The sequence below is a fragment of the Mucilaginibacter sp. McL0603 genome (assembly GCF_049992945.1).
GTDB lineage: Bacteria > Bacteroidota > Bacteroidia > Sphingobacteriales > Sphingobacteriaceae > Mucilaginibacter.
The window spans coordinates 2,133,776-2,149,917 of record NZ_CP188251.1 but is presented as its reverse complement, the minus strand read 5'-3'; the positions used below and the strand labels follow the sequence as shown (position 1 = coordinate 2,149,917).

Here is a 16,142-nt window from a genome sequence, read left to right as displayed (position 1 = left end):
CATATACTTACACCGCCCTAAATATCACCGTAGCATTGTGCCCGCCAAAGCCAAAAGTATTGCTCATGGCTACCTTCACTTTGTGATTAATCGATTCTTTTAAAACGATATGCAAGTTTGACGGAATAGCCGGATCTAAAACTTCTGTATTGATAGTTGGCGGAATCACCTGGTCGCGGATTGAAAGTATAGAAACTATGGCCTCGGCTGCACCGGCAGCGCCAAGCAAATGTCCGGTCATGGATTTGGTCGCGCTGATCTTCAATCTATCAATGCTACCCAATGCCAAAACTGCCTTAAGCTCCGATAAGTCACCTACATGGGTAGAGGTAGCGTGCATATTTAGGTGGTCCACATCGCTAATGCCTATCCCTGATTCTTTCAATGCCAATTGCATTGCCTTTGTGGCGCCAATTCCTTCGGGATGAGTGGATGTCATGTGATAAGCATCTGCGGTCATTGCAGCACCGGTTACTTCAGCATAAATATGTGCGCCTCTTTTTACAGCGTGCTCATAATCTTCCAAAACCAATGCGCCTGCACCTTCTGCCATCACAAACCCGTCGCGATCTACGTCAAAGGGCCTTGACGCATGCTGCGGATTATCATTTCTTGAAGACATGGCTTTCATCGAGCTAAAACCCCCAAACGATACCGGGGTTATGGGCGCTTCGGAACCACCTGTTACTATGATTTTGGCTTTACCCAACCGGATATGGTTAAAGGCCTCCATTATGGCTGTATTAGATGTGGCACAAGCAGATATCGGCGTATAATTAACCCCCATAAATCCATTGCGGATAGAGATCATGCCCGATGCCATGTTAGTCAAAAATTTGGGGACAAAAAACGGACTAAAACGCGGATGGCCATCACCCAAAGCATATTCAGTTACCTGTTGCTCAAATGTTTCCATTCCACCTTGCCCTGTTCCCCATATCACACCAACATCAAAAGGGTCCATCGCTTTAAAATCAAAGCCCGAATCCTTTATAGCCTCGTCTGTTGCTATCAAAGCATATTGTGTAAAGGAGTCAGTCCTCTTTATTTCGGTCCTGTCCAGGTAGTCGGTCACATTAAAATCTTTCAGTTCACAGGCAAACTGCGTCCTGAACAGTGTAGAGTCAAACTTAGTGATCTTTGCAGCCCCGCTTTTGCCGGCTACAATATTTTTCCAAAACGTTTTAACATCATTACCCAGTGGTGTTAATGCACCTAAACCCGTTACTACTACCCTATTTAACATAGTTATTCAATAAAATTTCGGCAAACATAGCAATATAAATAATACCAATTGGTATTATTAACAATCGGATTGTAAAACGAGTGTTACTTGACTGTTTGCTGACAGACAAGTCAAGTATTTAATAATCAGCCTGCCCAATCTCAAGACGCTGTATCTTACCGCTGCTGTTTATATGGAATTTAAAATAGGTTTTAAAATTGCCCCATTTATCGCTGTGAAACTTTCCATAGAGGCTTAACCCTTCATTTTCAATCTTATCTATACTGGTAAAGCGTTCATGCCCGAGCGCGCTTTCAGAAAATCCTTTGAAATCTATTTTATTTCCGTCATCAAAAAGCAGTGCATCAACAGTAAATAATTTAAACCAGGCATTTTTATCACCGGCTTGCAAGGCATCGATTGCCTCTTTTGCTACTCGGTTAGTGATTATAGCAGTGTTCATGATGTTTTTTATTTAGATAGTGGATATTGTAACCAGATCAATACCAGGTTCATCAGCAAAAAAGGGACTTCAATAAGTGCACCTTTTACATCCTTAATAGACAATTGCAGACCGATAATAACCAATATGGTTATTGCCATCAATATATTACCGGCAGTAAAAGTTTGAGGGAATAAAATAAGCAGGGCGCTTAACAACGTAATTATGCCAAACGCTACAATGCCTGTATTGCTGAAATGCCATTTACCAAACATATCCAGCATTATAGGCTTGGCACTTACCATTGCCAAGCCTTGTTTAAATCCCATGTACACTACAAAAAGTGTAAGCAGACCGCTGATGATCCTGGTTAACATGATCTTACTGCTTATTTATTTGCTTGATAACCGAAATAATATCCTGTTCGCCCAGGGCAGGTTCGGCTTCCTGGAAGGTTTTAAATGCCACTTCGCCCAGCGGTGTAGCCAAGCCAAGGTCTTTTGCAAGGCGCAGGTCTTTTGCAATATGCTTCAGGGCAAATGCGGCGTTGTAATTATCGTTAATAATAGCATCACCTTTGATTTTAATAAAGGGGCTGCCTAATGCGCTATTATTGATCAACGTTAACAGGTCTGTATTTTTTATACCATTTTGCCCGGCAAATACTACCGCTTCAGCAAGGCCCTGCGCATATACGCCAAGCAGGGTATTGATCACCAGTTTGGCAGTATTGCCTGCACCTGTATCGCCTACCCGCATCGCAAGCCTGCCAATTTTTTCCAATACAGGTTTGGCTTGTTCAAATGCTTTTTCTTCGCCGCCAACCATAATAACAAGCTGACCATCTTCAGCCTGTTTTACACTTCCGGATACCGGCGCATCCAGATAATGATTGCCTTGCTTTTCACATAACAAAGCCATCTCTTTACTGATAGCCGGCGAAACAGTGCTCATGTTGATGATGATCTTACCGCTCACTTTCGCATTTAGCAAGCCATTATCTCCCTTAAAAATATCGTTGATAGCCTTATCATCAGACACCATGATAATAACTACATCTGAATTCTGCACTAATAATGCAGGCGACAAGGCGGTTGCTATACCCATTGATTTAAAAGAATCTTCCTTGTCCTTACTGCGGTTATAAACTGATACAGGGTAGCCTGCTTTTATTAATTGTTGCGACATAGGTACGCCCATTTTGCCAAGCCCAATCCAGCCAATTTTTGTTGTGTTCATGATATGATGTTTTTAAAGATGTTATTTGTTAACGCAAATTTCTCAGAATATAATCATGTTCAAATTATCATATGGTAAATATGACATTTACCATATGGTTTATTTTGGATGATTAATTTGTTGCACCGCCATTCACCAATAAGTGCTGACCGTTAACAAATGATGACAGGTCGCTTGCGAAGAATTCTGCTGCATTGGCTACGTCTTCTACTTCGGCCAGTCTACCCATAGGGCAACTATCCAGCAATTGTTTTCTCAGTTCAGGATAACTGCTTGCTTCTGCAAATATACCTGAGTGGTCAACAGCAAAAGGAATGATCGAATTTACGGTTACCCCACGATGCCCAATTTCTTTTGACAACACATCCACCAAATAACGTGGAGTAGTTTTGCTCCCGCCATATACGGCCATTCCTGTTACCGGGAAAGATGTTGTACTTGAGGCGATATAAATGATCCGGCCATTGTCGGTCACATTTTTCGCGGCCTGCTGCATGGTGAAGTAAGTACCTTTTGTATTGATAGAAAATACGCGGTCAAATTGTTCTTCGGTAAATTCCTCTACAGGTGTTTCTACCAGTTCGATGCCCGCATTAGCTACCACGATGTCTATTTTACCAAACTCCTTTTTTGCTTCTTCAAATAGCCTTGCAATGTCGGCTACTTTACTCACATCGGCCTGAACGGCTATCACCCTTGCACCCATTGCTTTGATATTGCTCACCACTTCATCGGCAGATGCTTTATCTCTTGAATAATTGACAACAATGTCTGCTCCCATTGCTGCATAACGTTCCGCAATGGCTTTACCCAATCCCCTGGCTGATCCGGTTATAAGAGCTACTTTATTTTTTAATGTGTTCATGATTTCTATGTTTTTTTATTTTTGATTACACTGATTTTGTTTTGATTACACCGATTTACTTCAATCTTTCCGACTTCCAACATCCGACTTCCAACTTCCAACTTCCGACTTCCGACTTCCGACTTCCGACTTCCGACTTCCGACTTCCGACTTCCGACTTCCGACTTCCGACTTCCGACTTCCTCCCCTCACGCCATACCACCATTTAGCGCAATATTCTGACCTGATATCCATTTGGCATCGTCGCTGGCAAGGAAGGTTACCACGCGGGCAACGTCATCGGGAGTACCCAACCGGTTGAAGGGATTAGCAGCAGCAAGTCTGGCAATTACTTCTTCTGATTTTCCGTCCAGGAACAGGGCAGTTGCTATTGGGCCGGGCTGTATTGAATTCACATTAATACCCCTGCCGCCAACTTCTTTTGCGAATATGCGGGTGAACTGGTCCACAGCCGCCTTAGTTGCTGCGTAGATGCCATAACCAGGGAAGCTGGCGCGGGTTTGGGTAGTAGAGGAATTGATGATACTACCATTATCGGCCAGGCGGGTAGCAGCTTCACGCAAGGTGTTGAAAGTGCCTCGTACATTGATATCAAACTGGCGTGAAAAATCTTCGTCGGTCGAATCCTTCAAAGGTTTTAGCGTCATGACACCGGCATTGTTTACCAGTACATCAATACGGCCATAGTGGGCGATGGCGGCATCAAACATGGCCTTTACTTCGTCGGCTTTACTTACATCAGCCTGCAGGGCTATGGCATCGCCGCCCTGTTGTTTGATCTGGTTAACGGTTTGTTCGGCAGCATCCTGGCCGCCTGCATAGTTGATAATTACTTTAGCCCCGGCATCTGCCATTTTAAGAGCTACTGCTGCACCAATGCCTCTTGAGGCGCCGGTTACTAAGATTACTTTTGATTCTAACGTTTTCATATTTCCTTTGTTTTAAATGATATAACAAAGGTGCGGAGAGAAGGCCCCCCGAATGATACACATCTCAAAGCATTACATGCAAGTTTCAAAGATGTAGTGAGGAGAGCAGCAAAAATACAATTGACTCGATGCGTTAAACGGTGAGGTATGGTTTATAAAGGAGGCTCCTATGGAGCCTTGTAATTCTTTTAATCTGATTTCTATAAACAGGTGACTCCTATGGAGTCTGGCCTAGCCCATTTAATAGCTCCATAGGAGCTCCCTGTTTATAGAAAATTAAAATCAGTCGCTAGGCTCCATAGGAGCCACCTAATAATAGGACAAGCAAATACACTAAGACACCGCCTTACTATGCTGATTTCTGTGCAAAACCGGGGAGATACCTGTATGCTTTTTAAAATAATTGCTGAAGTGGGTCGATTCTGAAAAGCCCAGCAAATAGGATATTTCTTTAATAGATGAGGATGAATTTTGCAAAAGTGATTTAGCCTCCGCAATGGTTTTTTCAGCGATCCAGGTGCCGACAGACTTTCCGGTTTTGGCAGTGATCACATTATTCAAATAATTAGGGTGCAGGCTTTGAGCATCGGCATAATCCTGTACACGATAAGCTTTTTCTACCAGGCCCTTGCTCAGGTCACGGTAATGTTTCTCAAGCAGCATTTTAAAATTTTTAACGATGACTGAACTGCGGTTACCTTCATATATCGGGTTGTAGTCGTGCCAGAAATATTCCTTTATCTTTAATAACAGTACCACAAACAGGTTACCGATCAGCCGGTTTCGGTACGGCGAATGTGAAACGTATTCTTTTAATATTTGCAGGTACAAGTGCTCAAACTCCGCAAATACTTCTGGCGTCAGGTTGCGAGGTGGTACGGTTTCGGCCAGCAGAAAGGAAAACTCATCGAATATATGGGGATGTACGTTTTCCTTTAAAAAGGATTCGCTTAGATTGATCTGGTAAACCTCATCTATCCGTTCCCATTCAAATGATTTGTAATGCCCCGGATTAGTAAAATAAATAGTGCCCGGTTGGGTATCAAAATATTGCTCATCAGTCGAGTATCTTCCTTTCGCGTTTTTAACAAATAGAAACGAAAAATAATTGATCTTGAACAAAGGCGACCGGTAAGGTAGTTCGGCGTGTATATCCTTCAGATTATGGATAGCAAACTCTGTTTTCTCATCGATCTTATCGACAGGCAGGTTGAGGTATCGGTACAATTCCTGAATGCTATTGAAAACTAATATCTTTTCTGCTGCCTGCATAATAATGCAAAATAACAAAAGCGTTTTATTATTACAGCTAAAAATCATCTGGTGATCCTCTGTTTATCAAGAACATTTCTTAATTTTCCCTCACTAAACCATGCGTCAATACAATTTCTATACCTACATCTTAACTAACTATAGCAAAAAAGTTCTTTACACGGGCATAACAAACGATTTGGAAAGACGACTATATGAACATTACTTCGGAATTGATCAAAAGGAAAGCTTTACAAGTAAATACAAATGCTTTTATCTTCTATGGTATGAAAGGTATCAATATGTTAACCATGCTATTGAAAGAGAAAAGGAGATCAAAGGCTGGTTAAGAAGTAAGAAAATAAAATTAATTGAAGAAGAAAATCCTGGGTGGCGATTTTTGAATAGTGATATTATGGAGTGGCCGCCTAAATCCAACAGTGAATTTTAATCAGCCTCTGTCATTCTGAACGTAGTGAGGAATCTTCTTCGTTATGCATAGCCGATTAGCAGGGTGAAGAAGATGTTTCGTTATCACTCAACATGGCAAATAGTAAAAAAACCAACTTGTCATTCTGAACATAGTGAAGAATCTTCTTCTATATGCATAACCGATTAGCAGGGTGAAGAAGATGTTTCGTTATCACTCAACATGACAAATAGTAAAAAAACAAACTTGTCATTCTGAACATAGTGAAGAATCTTCTTCAATATGCATGACCGATTAGCAGGGCGAAGAAGATGTTTCGTTATCACTCAACATGACAAATAGTAAAAAAACAAACTTGTCATTCTGAACATAGTGAAGAATCTTCTTCTATATGCATAACCGATTAGCAGGGTGAAGAAGATGTTTCGTTATCACTCAACATGACAAATAGTAAAAAAACAAACTTGTCATTCTGAACATAGTGAAGAATCTTCTTCTATATGCATAACCGATTAGCAGGGTGAAGAAGATGTTTCGCTATGCTCAACATGACAAAATAAAAATTGATTGGTTTATTTGGATTAATTATAAATAAGACTCATATTTGTACCCGTCTTACAATTTATATTGCTGATTAAAAAATGACAGAGGTTTTCGGCACAGACAAGGGTGCAATTTTTCAATGTGATACGGATAGGTGCTGGTATGTTGATTTCGCCGGAAAATTTGCCCGCTTTGATTACCGCAATCTCCTTAAACTGCGTAAAGCCGTTTATAATGTCGATATCGAAAAGGCCCTGTTGGATGATTCTAAATCTCCGGATGTAGAGATCATTTTCATCTGCGCCTGCGACCATTGCTACGTACTTACCCTGATACAGATCATCGCCCTTAAAGAAATACTGGAAGGCACATTTGTAATGCTCGAACTAAATAACATCCTCCACGACAGGTTGCAACGCATATACGCCTGATATTTAAACTGATAGCATATATTTGATTTGAATATCAAACTATAGCGTTAATATTGTGTATATCTATTGTTAACATACTCAATATAAGCCGTTATGAAAGACCTCATCCGTGTAAAATCGCTTATTTCGAACGAAATAGAAATGCTGCTCAACCAACAGGTTAAGAAAGAAGCATATTCATCAGCCGTATATTTATCTATGGCCTCATGGTGTAACCGCAACGGTTACGATTTCTCGTCTGAATACTTTTTTAAACAAGCCAATGAGGAAAGACAGCACCAGCTTAAATTTTACAAGTATATACTGGATATGGGCGGCAATGCCGTATCACCCGAAATAGCTGACATTAAACTGGAATATAATTCATTCCGCGAAGTGTTTGAGGAAGCCCTTGACCAGGAGATCAGCGTTACCCATGCCATCAATAACATCTATGCCCGCTGCCTTAAATCGCAGGACTTTGTAACCATGGAATTTCTAAACTGGTTCCTGAAAGAACAGCGCGAAGAAGAATACAAAGCACGCCGTGCGCTGGAACTATTCGAAGTAATTGGCGAAGAAGGTACCGGCAGATGGCAGATAGACAAGCATGTGGGCGATATCAGGTACAACCCTGAAGCTTAGTCAGTCTGCAAGCCCAAGTAATTTCAGCACCTCTTTTTTGTGATATTCCTTTAACCAGATATTGCCGGGTTGTATGGCGCATACCGGGGCGTAGTCGCAGCGGTCGGTACATTCGGTGCGTATCACTTCTATATCTTTGCCGTGCGGTAAATGTTTGGTATAGGATTTTAACAGTTTAAACATTTCCTTCCCTCCTTTTTTGCCGCACTTGCTGCCGGTGCACACGTATAGCACTTTATCAGGCACTGTAAACTTGCTCATTACCTTTATTTAACTTTTACTTAATATCAAAGTTGGTCATTTATTTTGTAGATAGTAATAAGCAAATGTCATTTTAATTTGCCGAAGTAAAAACCTGACTACTAATCACCAATCTCTGATCACCAACCCCTATATTTGAATTTTGCAAAGCAAAGGGTCATGGCAATTACATCACTGGAAGAATTTTATCAGCAAACTTCCATTCTTATTCCTGAAGGGATCAATAAGGAAATCGGTCATTTTAATGTGTTCAAGATAGATGATTTTATGGGCAGCGCAGCCAAAAAGGGCATAATGCCTTACAACAGGCGCGCTTATTATAAGATCAGCATGATCCGTGGTCATAACAAAGCAGAATATGCTGATAAGGTGATCGACATTGAAAAGAATGCCCTGCTCTTTGCCACGCCAAAGATACCTTACAACTATGTACCACAGGATGATAACCAATCTGGCTACTTTTGCATTTTTACCGATGAATTTCTGATACAAAGCAAAAGCGGCGTTGTGCTGGATGACCTGCCCATCTTCCAGCCGGGCGGCTATCCTATTTTTGAGGTATCAGACGAGGAAGCTGAAGAAATAACCGCAATCCTAAAGAAGATGCACAAAGAGCTTGCATCTGATTATGCGTTCAAATATGATCTTATCCGTAACTATGTATTGGAGCTGATCCATTATGGACAGAAGCTGCAACCAGCTACTGCGCTCTACCCCTCACATACCGCTTCTGCACGGGTATCCTCTTTATTTATCGAATTGTTAGAGAGGCAATTCCCAATAGAATCGCAGCATCAAAAATTAGGTAGGTTTACGAACCGCTAAAGATTATGCAGATCGCCTTGCTGTTCATGTAAATCATCTGAACAAAGTATTAAAAGAGAATACCGGTAAAACCACCACAGATATTATTGCCGGCCGGATAATACAGGAAGCTAAAATATTACTTAAACAAACCGACTGGAACATTTCTGAAATAGCCTACAGTCTCGGTTTTGAACAGGTAGCACATTTTTCAAACTTTTTCAGGAAACAGACCACATTAGCACCTTTAGCCTTCCGCTCTTAATATCGCATATTTGAATTTTGCAACTATTGGATTGATGTTTGCAAACAGCTAAAAACAATCCGTTGTAATTTTGTTCTATCAAAACATTTAGATAAGATGGAAACAAAGAACAAAATAGCACTGGTAACCGGCGGCAGCCGCGGACTGGGCAAAGACATGGCTTTAAGCCTTGCCAAAAAAGGCATCAACGTAGTGCTTACCTACAACAGTAAAAAAGACGACGCACAAGCTGTAGTGACCGAAATTGAAAAGGCAGGTCGAAAAGCCGCCGCCTTACAATTGAACACCGGCGACATTAAAAGCTTCGACACGTTCTTCGGTCAGCTGAAAATCGTATTGAAAGACACATTCGGAACAGATCATTTCGACTTCCTGATCAACAATGCAGGCATCGGCGTCCATAACTCATTTGCCGAAACCAGCGAAGATGAGTTTGATCAGCTGATGAACATTCACTTTAAAGGCGTATTCTTTTTGACACAAAAAGCATTACCGCTGATTAATAACGGTGGCCGCATCATTAACCTGTCAAGCGGATTGGCACGTTTCAGCTTTCCCGGCTATTCAGCTTATGCAGCCATGAAAGGCGCAATAGAAGTATTAAGCAGATATATGGCTAAAGAACTGGGCGAACGCGGCATCGCAGTAAATGTGATTGCCCCCGGCGCTATCGAAACCGATTTCGGTGGCGGCGCAGTTAGAGACAATGAAAATTTAAATAAAATGATAGCCGGTTTAACCGCCCTGGGCCGTGTTGGCTTGCCCGATGATGTAGGTGGTGTTGTCGCCTTTTTATGCACCGAAGATGCCAAATGGGTTAATGCACAACGCATTGAGTTATCAGGTGGTATATTTGTGTAAAACACAATGTATTAAGTTAAAAAGGTTGTCACTCTGAGCCTGTCGAAGAGCGGTGCGGCAGGCCTTTGCCCCCATCCTTCGACCGGCTCGCATAACATTCCACTATTTCACTTAGTTCCGCAAGGGCATTCCACCCTTCTGATTAGTATATTATCTTCCTGATTTCTCTGGTATGCGAAAAAAAATTCCGTAATTTTATCTTAAACAAGACCTTATTAAATTTTGTTCCGGATCATAGTAACCACGTAAAACAAAAAAGGTCATGAAAATTAAATATAAGATCAGGCTTGGCTTTAGCCTTATTTTTATCTCCATTCTTTTCGCAGGAGCGTTATCTATATTTTTCATCAACAGGCTATCCGAGAGTTCCAAAGTCATCCTCAAAAACAATTATGAGAGTCTCAGTTTCGCCAGGGAAATGAGAACGGTGCTGGACGAAAACAATCTTCCACTAAGCGATGCAGCGAGATCAGCATTCAATAAACAACTGCTAAAACAGGAGAATAACATCACCGAAAACGGTGAAGGCGATGCTACATCTGCTCTAAGAACAGCCTTTAGCATATTAAAACTACCAGCAATCAGCCTGGCACAACAACAAAATGCCGAACACGATGCCCGTTTAGACCTGCGTAAGGTAGAAGAATTAAATATGCAGGCTATTGTGCGTAAAACCGACGCAGCTCAGGCATCTGTAAACAATGCTACACTAATTCTCGGTATTATCGGCTGCGTTACTTTTTTAGCCCTTTTTAGCTTTAGTGTAAACATCAGTGGCTTTATTGCCGAACCACTAATAACACTTACAGATGGATTAGGCGAAATCAGCCGGAAAAATTACAACCACCGCCTCTACTTTAGCAAGAGCGATGAATTTGCAGAAGTGTCTGCAGCATTTAACAATATGGCCGAAAACCTGAAAAACCTCGACCAAAATAATTCAAGTCAAATATTAGCAGAGCAACAACGCATCGAAACCATTATTGAGCATGTACATGATGCCGTTCTCGTTTTGAATGAAAAGCAGGAAATATTGTTCGTCAACACAGCCGCACAAGACTTGCTAAACTTGCATGATCATAAACTAAAAGGCAAAACTGCCCCCCAATTTCAGGCCAATAATAATATACTTAAATCGATACTGGAAAGCCAGGGCGACAATAGTTCTCTAAAAATTGCGCATGCAGGTAAAGAGTCTGTCTTTCAGCTTGAAAGTGTAGAGATATTTATTCCGAACATAACAAATCTGAAGGATGACGAAATCAATATTGCCCGTGTATCAGCCGGGAAAATATATGTATTACGGAATTTGACAGAATTCCACGAGATCTGAGAAACCATCTAAAACATTTCATTCATTGCCGTTGACTTCAGTCAACGGTGAAGTAGGGCCTTTATCTGGCTTTAGCCGAATTATTCGGGCGGATATTTGGGCTAAAGCCACCTATTTTATCCAATATTCCGTTGACTGAAGTCAACGGCAATGAACTTACATCGTTTGTGTTCAAATCAAAAATAGACAGCTTCTGAAAAATGTCATTGTTCTAACGGCTATCACAACTATACATATATCAATATACTATTAAAAAGCGTATTTCTACGCATATATAAATACTATTAATACAATTATATTTGATCTGTAAAATGTTTAAAATCAAAATGATAAACGTCTGTATATTATTATAATAATATCGGATAGCATTTTTAGATCATGAAGATAACCATCAAAACCTTATGCGCTTTGTTGAGCCTGTTGCTACTCAGCAGATGCGCATCCCTAACAAAATCACAGTTAACCGAGGTGAACGAGTTCGGCTCTCTTACCGCAAACTTTTCTATGTACCCTGTTAGCTTATATAGCTCGTACCTGGCTATACATGAAAAAGCGCTGATGTATAGCGCCAATTCTATAACAGGACCAGAAGATCATTATAAGTCGATCAATTCTGCCTATCAGCTTAAAAAAAGCCTGACTGCAAAAAACCAGGAATTGGATCTGACGATCCATATCATAGATAAGTACGGACAATCATTAGTATACCTTACTTCGCCCGAACACAGTGCCCAACTGGACACAGCCGCCCAAAGCCTGGGCACTAATTTAGACGGGCTGATTGAGCAATACAATTCCATTAATAGTGCCCACCCCTTGCCCACCGGCATTGGCGGTGCAGTTTCCGAATTGGTGACGCTCGGTGGCGAGCAATTTATCCGCTCGCGGCAGGCAAAAGAAGTGAAGGAGTTTGTACAAAAGGCCGATCCGATGATCGCCCAGCTAGCGGATGCCATGCTTGCTCATCTTAAAGGACCATTAAAATCCCCTACTGGAACCCCGTTAACTTTTCCTGAATTGATCGCTAACGAACGAAAAGAAGTACATCAGGATTATGTATTTTTCCTGAGCTATAACCCTTTACCTGATTCGATAAGTCTTCGTCCTGAGTCATTAAAACAAGTTCAAAAAAAATCAAGCGGCAAAGAGAAATCAAAAACATCTGTTAAGGATACCGTCGCCTTCCCTGTTTACAAGGGGACGATACAAAACCAAAGGTTTGCTTCCCTGGCCAATGACCATGATTGTTTCCAGATGCTGGAAGACCTGGACAACCTGGAACTATTGTATAACCAAACGCTAACCGCTATTGAAAGTTTAAAAAAGGCGCATCATAAATTATTGATTGATGTCCAGGAAAAAAAGAACCTGAAAGAGATCGCTATCGAGGTTCAGGCTTATTGCGGTGATGTCAAGAATATGTATACCACCCTGAAAGCCATTAAAAAAGTAAAATAATCACGCTATGGATTTAGATACCGCAAAATCGCTCACGCTGCAACAGGTTACTGACGCAATCGGCCAGGTACAAATCAATCTAACTGATCCCTCAATTGCATCAGCAAACCGTACCGCACTGGAACATACACTTGTCGCACTTCGTGATATTCAGAACAATATCATTATTCAATCGGAACAAGACCTGATAGATGCACTTAAAGGGGTTGGCGACAATCTTGATCAGCTGGCTGATCAGATCAACGAGGCTGCCGAAAAACTTGACGAAATAGCTGCCACTATCAAAACGGTCAGCAACATGGTAGGGATATTGATTAATGTTGCTGCCGCAGCAGCTTCAGGAGGGATTATTTAAAGTTCATCTATCTTACCCACCTCCCTTTAAACCACGTATAATGTAACAACCTTGTGCCCTCTTGAACAGATAAAAAATTAAGTTTAGCTTTATCCTGACATTTATCCATCAATATGAAAAAGACCCTTATCCTTTGTTTATCCCTACTTTGCCTCGGCACCATAATCTATGCGCAGCAATCAGATGGATGGCATTACCTGTTCGACGGCAAATCTGTAAACGAATTGAGGGGCTACAAAATGGATTCTTTCCCCAACGCATGGAAAGTGGAAAACGGTGCACTGGTAGCGCAAACCGATGTGCCGAATGTCGACCTGGTTACCAAAGACACTTACACCAATTTCGACCTGACTTTAGAATGGGCTATGTCCAAAGCCGGTAACAGCGGGATATTTTATAACGTGCAGGAAAACTCAAGCCACGAATCAGGTAACGGTAACAGCCCCAACTGGTTGGATAATTTTGAGTTCCAGCTACTGGATGATATTGATTTTAACGACCACGAGCCCAGGCGCTCAGCCGGTTCATTGTATGATCTGATAACCCCGAAAAACAAAGTACTGAAACCGGTAGGCGAATTTAATACAGCACGTTTACTCGTAGATCACGGTCATGTGGAGCAATGGATAAATGGCGTTAAAGTTGTTGAATACGAACTAAACTCAAAAGAGATCAACGACCTCATCGCCAAAAGTAAATATCGCACTAACCCTAACTTTGCCAAATCAACCAGCGGGCATATCATGTTCCAGCATCACGGGCAAAAGGTGTGGCTCAGAAATATTAAGATAAAGAGGCTGTAGGGTTGTAAAAGTTCTTAGAACTACTATGGGAATGACGCCGATCGCAGGCTGAAATGTTGTATATGTTAAAGTAAATTTTTACTTTTATGTAAATCCTAAAACCTTAACATCCTAACCGAAAATGAAAGTCCAACTTCCTTATCCTAAAAACTTAATTGCCGGCCTTGTTTTTATTTTTGTTATGGCAACCTGTGGTTGCATTAAGATCCATATCTTCCCTGATGCCGTCCCCCCTGCCCTCCCGGCGGAAACGCATGTGGGAAAAAACACCTTTGGGTTTAATTTGAACGGGCAATTATGGCTTCCCAAAAGTAAAGGTCCTGACAGCGGACCGGCACTGTACTCTTATTTACAGTCTAATTCATTTACCCTTGCTGCTAACAGCGGGAACCAGTATATTACCTTTAATGTCCCGAACGTTACCTCTACAGGGAGCTATGATTTGACGACCAATGTGAACGTTGCGATTTTTTTTAGTGATACAACACGGTATAAATGTACGCAAGGCACAATGGACATTACCTTTTTTGACGGGCAGCAGCGTATCATATCCGGTATTTTTTCGATGAAGGCCGTCAGCCCCGCAGGCGATGAAGTGACGATAGACCAGGGTCGCTTTGATAGGACATTTTAACAATATAACTTAATGTAAACTTATCCGCCAGATGGTAAATTAACTACCTGATTTACTGCACACATCGGCATATGTAATAAAAAGGTGACAATTTCCGCATAACCCTTTTATGCCTTTATCGTAATAACCGGCACCTGAACTAAAAAATTAAATTATCAAATGAAAAAACTCCTACTATTTACAATCTGTGTTACACTCGCATTTTCTTCATGTAAAAAAAGCTCTTCCGACATTCCGGTGAACACGATTTCTGCAACAATCGACGGCGTAGATGAAAGTTTTAATACCAATCCCATTGCTGAATTGGGTACTGCAATTAGCTTAAATTCCAACCTTATAATCTCCGGGGGTAATGGCAGCGGCACTGGTTCTGACAGCATGGCGATCACGATAGAATCTAACAATACCCTTGCAAAAGGCAGTTATACTAATGCCAGCACTAATAACTCAAGCTATGTATCAGTACTTTACAATAAAGGCCCATTCTCACTCGCTCATCCATCTTATTATACGACAGATGTAAACGGTGCCTATCCTACAACAGTAACGATCACTTCGATGAGCAGTACAAACATACAAGGTACATTTAGCGGTAAACTACTCTTTACTGATGGAACAACTGTAAAGAATGTTACTAACGGGAAATTTAACCTGACTATCAAGTAAAGATTGGGATTGTTTGTTTGGTTGTAGGTAACTATTTAGTAAGCAATTTAAAGCAAAAACGTCCACAAAAGCATACAATTTCAGGAGTGAGAATTCTTGTATTAACAGGAAACTCCTACTGGCATCATATTTATATATTATGGAGTATATAAATAACCAGACTATGAAAAACTCAACTAAAACAACTATCCTGCTTAAAGCATTTGACATTGAGCTGAGAGCTATTTTAATAAATGATTTAAAAGCTTTCAAGGCCGCTCAGCAACATGAAAATAACATCGCGTTTCTGCGACAGATCGCTGCTTAATATTAATACATATCATCTACCTATGAAGAAAAAGCGTTCAATGAACGCTTTTTTTGTGCAGTAAATTCTGAGTTGTCATCCTTCTGGATTTTTATCGCTATTTGGTTCTGCAACAGTATTTGCTTCTTTGAGTGTTCTGCTTGCTTTGCGAACGTTAATAAAAAAGTAAATCGATACAAAAAGAGATATACAAGCGTCAATTAATGTTCCGATACCTTCGCCTTTCTTGCTTGAATTTATACTTTCAATTCCCTTGTACATTTCATAAAAGAAATATAAAAACATGAATACACTTGCGAAAAGCAGCACTTTTCGATACCTGATAAAAAATACTTCCATAAATTGAACTGTTTTGCAAAAGTTCACAATTTAAAAATTTAGATCTGATAAACCGAATAGTAAGTTTAGTCGATAAC

Annotated in this window: 22 protein-coding genes; 13 read left to right on the top strand and 9 right to left on the bottom strand. The window is 40.8% G+C overall.

The genetic code is table 11. The features are described from left to right. Positions 1-7: 7 nt before the first annotated feature. From fabF to ACPPVU_RS10025, 7 genes are all read right to left on the bottom strand, one after another. Positions 8-1,246 carry a beta-ketoacyl-ACP synthase II gene (gene fabF, locus ACPPVU_RS10055; protein WP_426671569.1) on the bottom strand — a complete coding sequence of 413 codons (1,239 nt, stop codon included), beginning with the start codon at positions 1,244-1,246 and terminating at the stop codon, positions 8-10. Between the two features lie 118 nt (positions 1,247-1,364). Continuing rightward, positions 1,365-1,688 carry a hypothetical protein gene (locus tag ACPPVU_RS10050; RefSeq protein ID WP_426671568.1) on the bottom strand — a complete coding sequence of 108 codons (324 nt, stop codon included), beginning with the start codon at positions 1,686-1,688 and terminating at the stop codon, positions 1,365-1,367. 8 nt (positions 1,689-1,696) lie between these two features. Beyond that, entirely contained in the window at positions 1,697-2,044 is a 348-nt protein-coding gene (locus ACPPVU_RS10045; RefSeq protein WP_426671567.1) for a hypothetical protein, read from the bottom strand. Between the two features lie 4 nt (positions 2,045-2,048). Next, the gene (locus ACPPVU_RS10040; protein WP_426671566.1) at positions 2,049-2,906 is read right to left on the bottom strand and encodes an NAD(P)-dependent oxidoreductase; all 858 of its coding nucleotides are present in this window, start codon (positions 2,904-2,906) and stop codon (positions 2,049-2,051) included. 112 nt (positions 2,907-3,018) lie between these two features. Further along, positions 3,019-3,771: an SDR family oxidoreductase gene (locus ACPPVU_RS10035; protein WP_426671565.1), complete on the bottom strand. Its 753-nt coding sequence runs from the start codon at positions 3,769-3,771 to the stop codon at positions 3,019-3,021. A gap of 188 nt (positions 3,772-3,959) precedes the next feature. Continuing rightward, positions 3,960-4,700 (bottom strand): SDR family oxidoreductase, encoded by a 741-nt coding sequence (locus ACPPVU_RS10030; protein ID WP_426671564.1) that lies wholly within the window; start codon positions 4,698-4,700, stop codon positions 3,960-3,962. A gap of 333 nt (positions 4,701-5,033) precedes the next feature. Then, positions 5,034-5,972 (bottom strand): helix-turn-helix domain-containing protein, encoded by a 939-nt coding sequence (locus ACPPVU_RS10025; protein WP_426671563.1) that lies wholly within the window; start codon positions 5,970-5,972, stop codon positions 5,034-5,036. A gap of 100 nt (positions 5,973-6,072) precedes the next feature. Between ACPPVU_RS10025 and ACPPVU_RS10020 the strand changes: the two genes are divergently transcribed. The 3 genes from ACPPVU_RS10020 (at position 6,073) to ACPPVU_RS10010 (ending at position 7,979) form a co-directional block, all read left to right on the top strand. Continuing rightward, positions 6,073-6,402 (top strand): GIY-YIG nuclease family protein, encoded by a 330-nt coding sequence (locus ACPPVU_RS10020; protein ID WP_426671562.1) that lies wholly within the window; start codon positions 6,073-6,075, stop codon positions 6,400-6,402. 620 nt (positions 6,403-7,022) lie between these two features. After that, entirely contained in the window at positions 7,023-7,355 is a 333-nt protein-coding gene (locus tag ACPPVU_RS10015; protein ID WP_426671561.1) for a hypothetical protein, read from the top strand. Between the two features lie 93 nt (positions 7,356-7,448). Beyond that, positions 7,449-7,979 carry a ferritin gene (locus tag ACPPVU_RS10010; protein ID WP_426671560.1) on the top strand — a complete coding sequence of 177 codons (531 nt, stop codon included), beginning with the start codon at positions 7,449-7,451 and terminating at the stop codon, positions 7,977-7,979. Here the strand turns inward: ACPPVU_RS10010 and ACPPVU_RS10005 are convergent, their stop codons facing one another. After that, entirely contained in the window at positions 7,980-8,240 is a 261-nt protein-coding gene (locus tag ACPPVU_RS10005) for a (2Fe-2S) ferredoxin domain-containing protein (RefSeq protein WP_426671559.1), read from the bottom strand. 159 nt (positions 8,241-8,399) lie between these two features. Here ACPPVU_RS10005 and ACPPVU_RS10000 point away from each other — a divergent pair, with 159 nt between their 5' ends. The 10 genes from ACPPVU_RS10000 to ACPPVU_RS09955 all read left to right on the top strand — a co-directional run bounded on the left by ACPPVU_RS10000 (position 8,400) and on the right by ACPPVU_RS09955 (position 15,726). Next, entirely contained in the window at positions 8,400-9,065 is a 666-nt protein-coding gene (locus ACPPVU_RS10000) for an AraC family transcriptional regulator (protein ID WP_426671558.1), read from the top strand. Between the two features lie 37 nt (positions 9,066-9,102). Next, complete coding sequence (locus ACPPVU_RS09995; protein WP_426672192.1) at positions 9,103-9,309, top strand: helix-turn-helix domain-containing protein; 207 nt, start codon at positions 9,103-9,105, stop codon at positions 9,307-9,309. A 96-nt stretch (positions 9,310-9,405) separates the two neighbouring features. Beyond that, on the top strand, positions 9,406-10,170 hold the full coding sequence (locus tag ACPPVU_RS09990; RefSeq protein ID WP_426671557.1) for an SDR family NAD(P)-dependent oxidoreductase: 765 nt from the start codon (positions 9,406-9,408) through the stop codon (positions 10,168-10,170). Between the two features lie 262 nt (positions 10,171-10,432). Next, entirely contained in the window at positions 10,433-11,503 is a 1,071-nt protein-coding gene (locus ACPPVU_RS09985; RefSeq protein WP_426671556.1) for a HAMP domain-containing protein, read from the top strand. A gap of 378 nt (positions 11,504-11,881) precedes the next feature. Further along, positions 11,882-12,961 carry a hypothetical protein gene (locus ACPPVU_RS09980; protein WP_426671555.1) on the top strand — a complete coding sequence of 360 codons (1,080 nt, stop codon included), beginning with the start codon at positions 11,882-11,884 and terminating at the stop codon, positions 12,959-12,961. Between the two features lie 7 nt (positions 12,962-12,968). Beyond that, entirely contained in the window at positions 12,969-13,316 is a 348-nt protein-coding gene (locus ACPPVU_RS09975; RefSeq protein WP_426671554.1) for a hypothetical protein, read from the top strand. A gap of 113 nt (positions 13,317-13,429) precedes the next feature. After that, complete coding sequence (locus ACPPVU_RS09970) at positions 13,430-14,119, top strand: 3-keto-disaccharide hydrolase (protein WP_426671553.1); 690 nt, start codon at positions 13,430-13,432, stop codon at positions 14,117-14,119. Between the two features lie 121 nt (positions 14,120-14,240). Next, positions 14,241-14,753 (top strand): DUF6252 family protein, encoded by a 513-nt coding sequence (locus tag ACPPVU_RS09965; protein ID WP_426671552.1) that lies wholly within the window; start codon positions 14,241-14,243, stop codon positions 14,751-14,753. 159 nt (positions 14,754-14,912) lie between these two features. After that, positions 14,913-15,419 (top strand): hypothetical protein, encoded by a 507-nt coding sequence (locus ACPPVU_RS09960; RefSeq protein ID WP_426671551.1) that lies wholly within the window; start codon positions 14,913-14,915, stop codon positions 15,417-15,419. A 163-nt stretch (positions 15,420-15,582) separates the two neighbouring features. Next, entirely contained in the window at positions 15,583-15,726 is a 144-nt protein-coding gene (locus ACPPVU_RS09955; RefSeq protein WP_426671550.1) for a hypothetical protein, read from the top strand. Positions 15,727-15,801: 75 nt separating this feature from the next. Here the strand turns inward: ACPPVU_RS09955 and ACPPVU_RS09950 are convergent, their stop codons facing one another. Continuing rightward, the gene (locus tag ACPPVU_RS09950) at positions 15,802-16,065 is read right to left on the bottom strand and encodes a hypothetical protein (protein ID WP_426671549.1); all 264 of its coding nucleotides are present in this window, start codon (positions 16,063-16,065) and stop codon (positions 15,802-15,804) included. Positions 16,066-16,142: the final 77 nt, after the last annotated feature.

Coding starts and splice junctions, on each gene's coding strand:
- fabF (WP_426671569.1), bottom strand. CDS start 1,246: ATGTTAAATAGGGTAGTAGTAACGGGTTTAGGTGCATTAACACCACTG.
- ACPPVU_RS10040 (WP_426671566.1), bottom strand. CDS start 2,906: ATGAACACAACAAAAATTGGCTGGATTGGGCTTGGCAAAATGGGCGTA.
- ACPPVU_RS10050 (WP_426671568.1), bottom strand. CDS start 1,688: ATGAACACTGCTATAATCACTAACCGAGTAGCAAAAGAGGCAATCGAT.
- ACPPVU_RS09970 (WP_426671553.1), top strand. CDS start 13,430: ATGAAAAAGACCCTTATCCTTTGTTTATCCCTACTTTGCCTCGGCACC.
- ACPPVU_RS09955 (WP_426671550.1), top strand. CDS start 15,583: ATGAAAAACTCAACTAAAACAACTATCCTGCTTAAAGCATTTGACATT.
- ACPPVU_RS09960 (WP_426671551.1), top strand. CDS start 14,913: ATGAAAAAACTCCTACTATTTACAATCTGTGTTACACTCGCATTTTCT.
- ACPPVU_RS09980 (WP_426671555.1), top strand. CDS start 11,882: ATGAAGATAACCATCAAAACCTTATGCGCTTTGTTGAGCCTGTTGCTA.
- ACPPVU_RS10020 (WP_426671562.1), top strand. CDS start 6,073: ATGCGTCAATACAATTTCTATACCTACATCTTAACTAACTATAGCAAA.
- ACPPVU_RS09990 (WP_426671557.1), top strand. CDS start 9,406: ATGGAAACAAAGAACAAAATAGCACTGGTAACCGGCGGCAGCCGCGGA.
- ACPPVU_RS09950 (WP_426671549.1), bottom strand. CDS start 16,065: ATGGAAGTATTTTTTATCAGGTATCGAAAAGTGCTGCTTTTCGCAAGT.
- ACPPVU_RS09975 (WP_426671554.1), top strand. CDS start 12,969: ATGGATTTAGATACCGCAAAATCGCTCACGCTGCAACAGGTTACTGAC.
- ACPPVU_RS10015 (WP_426671561.1), top strand. CDS start 7,023: ATGACAGAGGTTTTCGGCACAGACAAGGGTGCAATTTTTCAATGTGAT.
- ACPPVU_RS10010 (WP_426671560.1), top strand. CDS start 7,449: ATGAAAGACCTCATCCGTGTAAAATCGCTTATTTCGAACGAAATAGAA.
- ACPPVU_RS10005 (WP_426671559.1), bottom strand. CDS start 8,240: ATGAGCAAGTTTACAGTGCCTGATAAAGTGCTATACGTGTGCACCGGC.
- ACPPVU_RS10035 (WP_426671565.1), bottom strand. CDS start 3,771: ATGAACACATTAAAAAATAAAGTAGCTCTTATAACCGGATCAGCCAGG.
- ACPPVU_RS09965 (WP_426671552.1), top strand. CDS start 14,241: ATGAAAGTCCAACTTCCTTATCCTAAAAACTTAATTGCCGGCCTTGTT.
- ACPPVU_RS10000 (WP_426671558.1), top strand. CDS start 8,400: ATGGCAATTACATCACTGGAAGAATTTTATCAGCAAACTTCCATTCTT.
- ACPPVU_RS10030 (WP_426671564.1), bottom strand. CDS start 4,700: ATGAAAACGTTAGAATCAAAAGTAATCTTAGTAACCGGCGCCTCAAGA.
- ACPPVU_RS10045 (WP_426671567.1), bottom strand. CDS start 2,044: ATGTTAACCAGGATCATCAGCGGTCTGCTTACACTTTTTGTAGTGTAC.
- ACPPVU_RS10025 (WP_426671563.1), bottom strand. CDS start 5,972: ATGCAGGCAGCAGAAAAGATATTAGTTTTCAATAGCATTCAGGAATTG.
- ACPPVU_RS09985 (WP_426671556.1), top strand. CDS start 10,433: ATGAAAATTAAATATAAGATCAGGCTTGGCTTTAGCCTTATTTTTATC.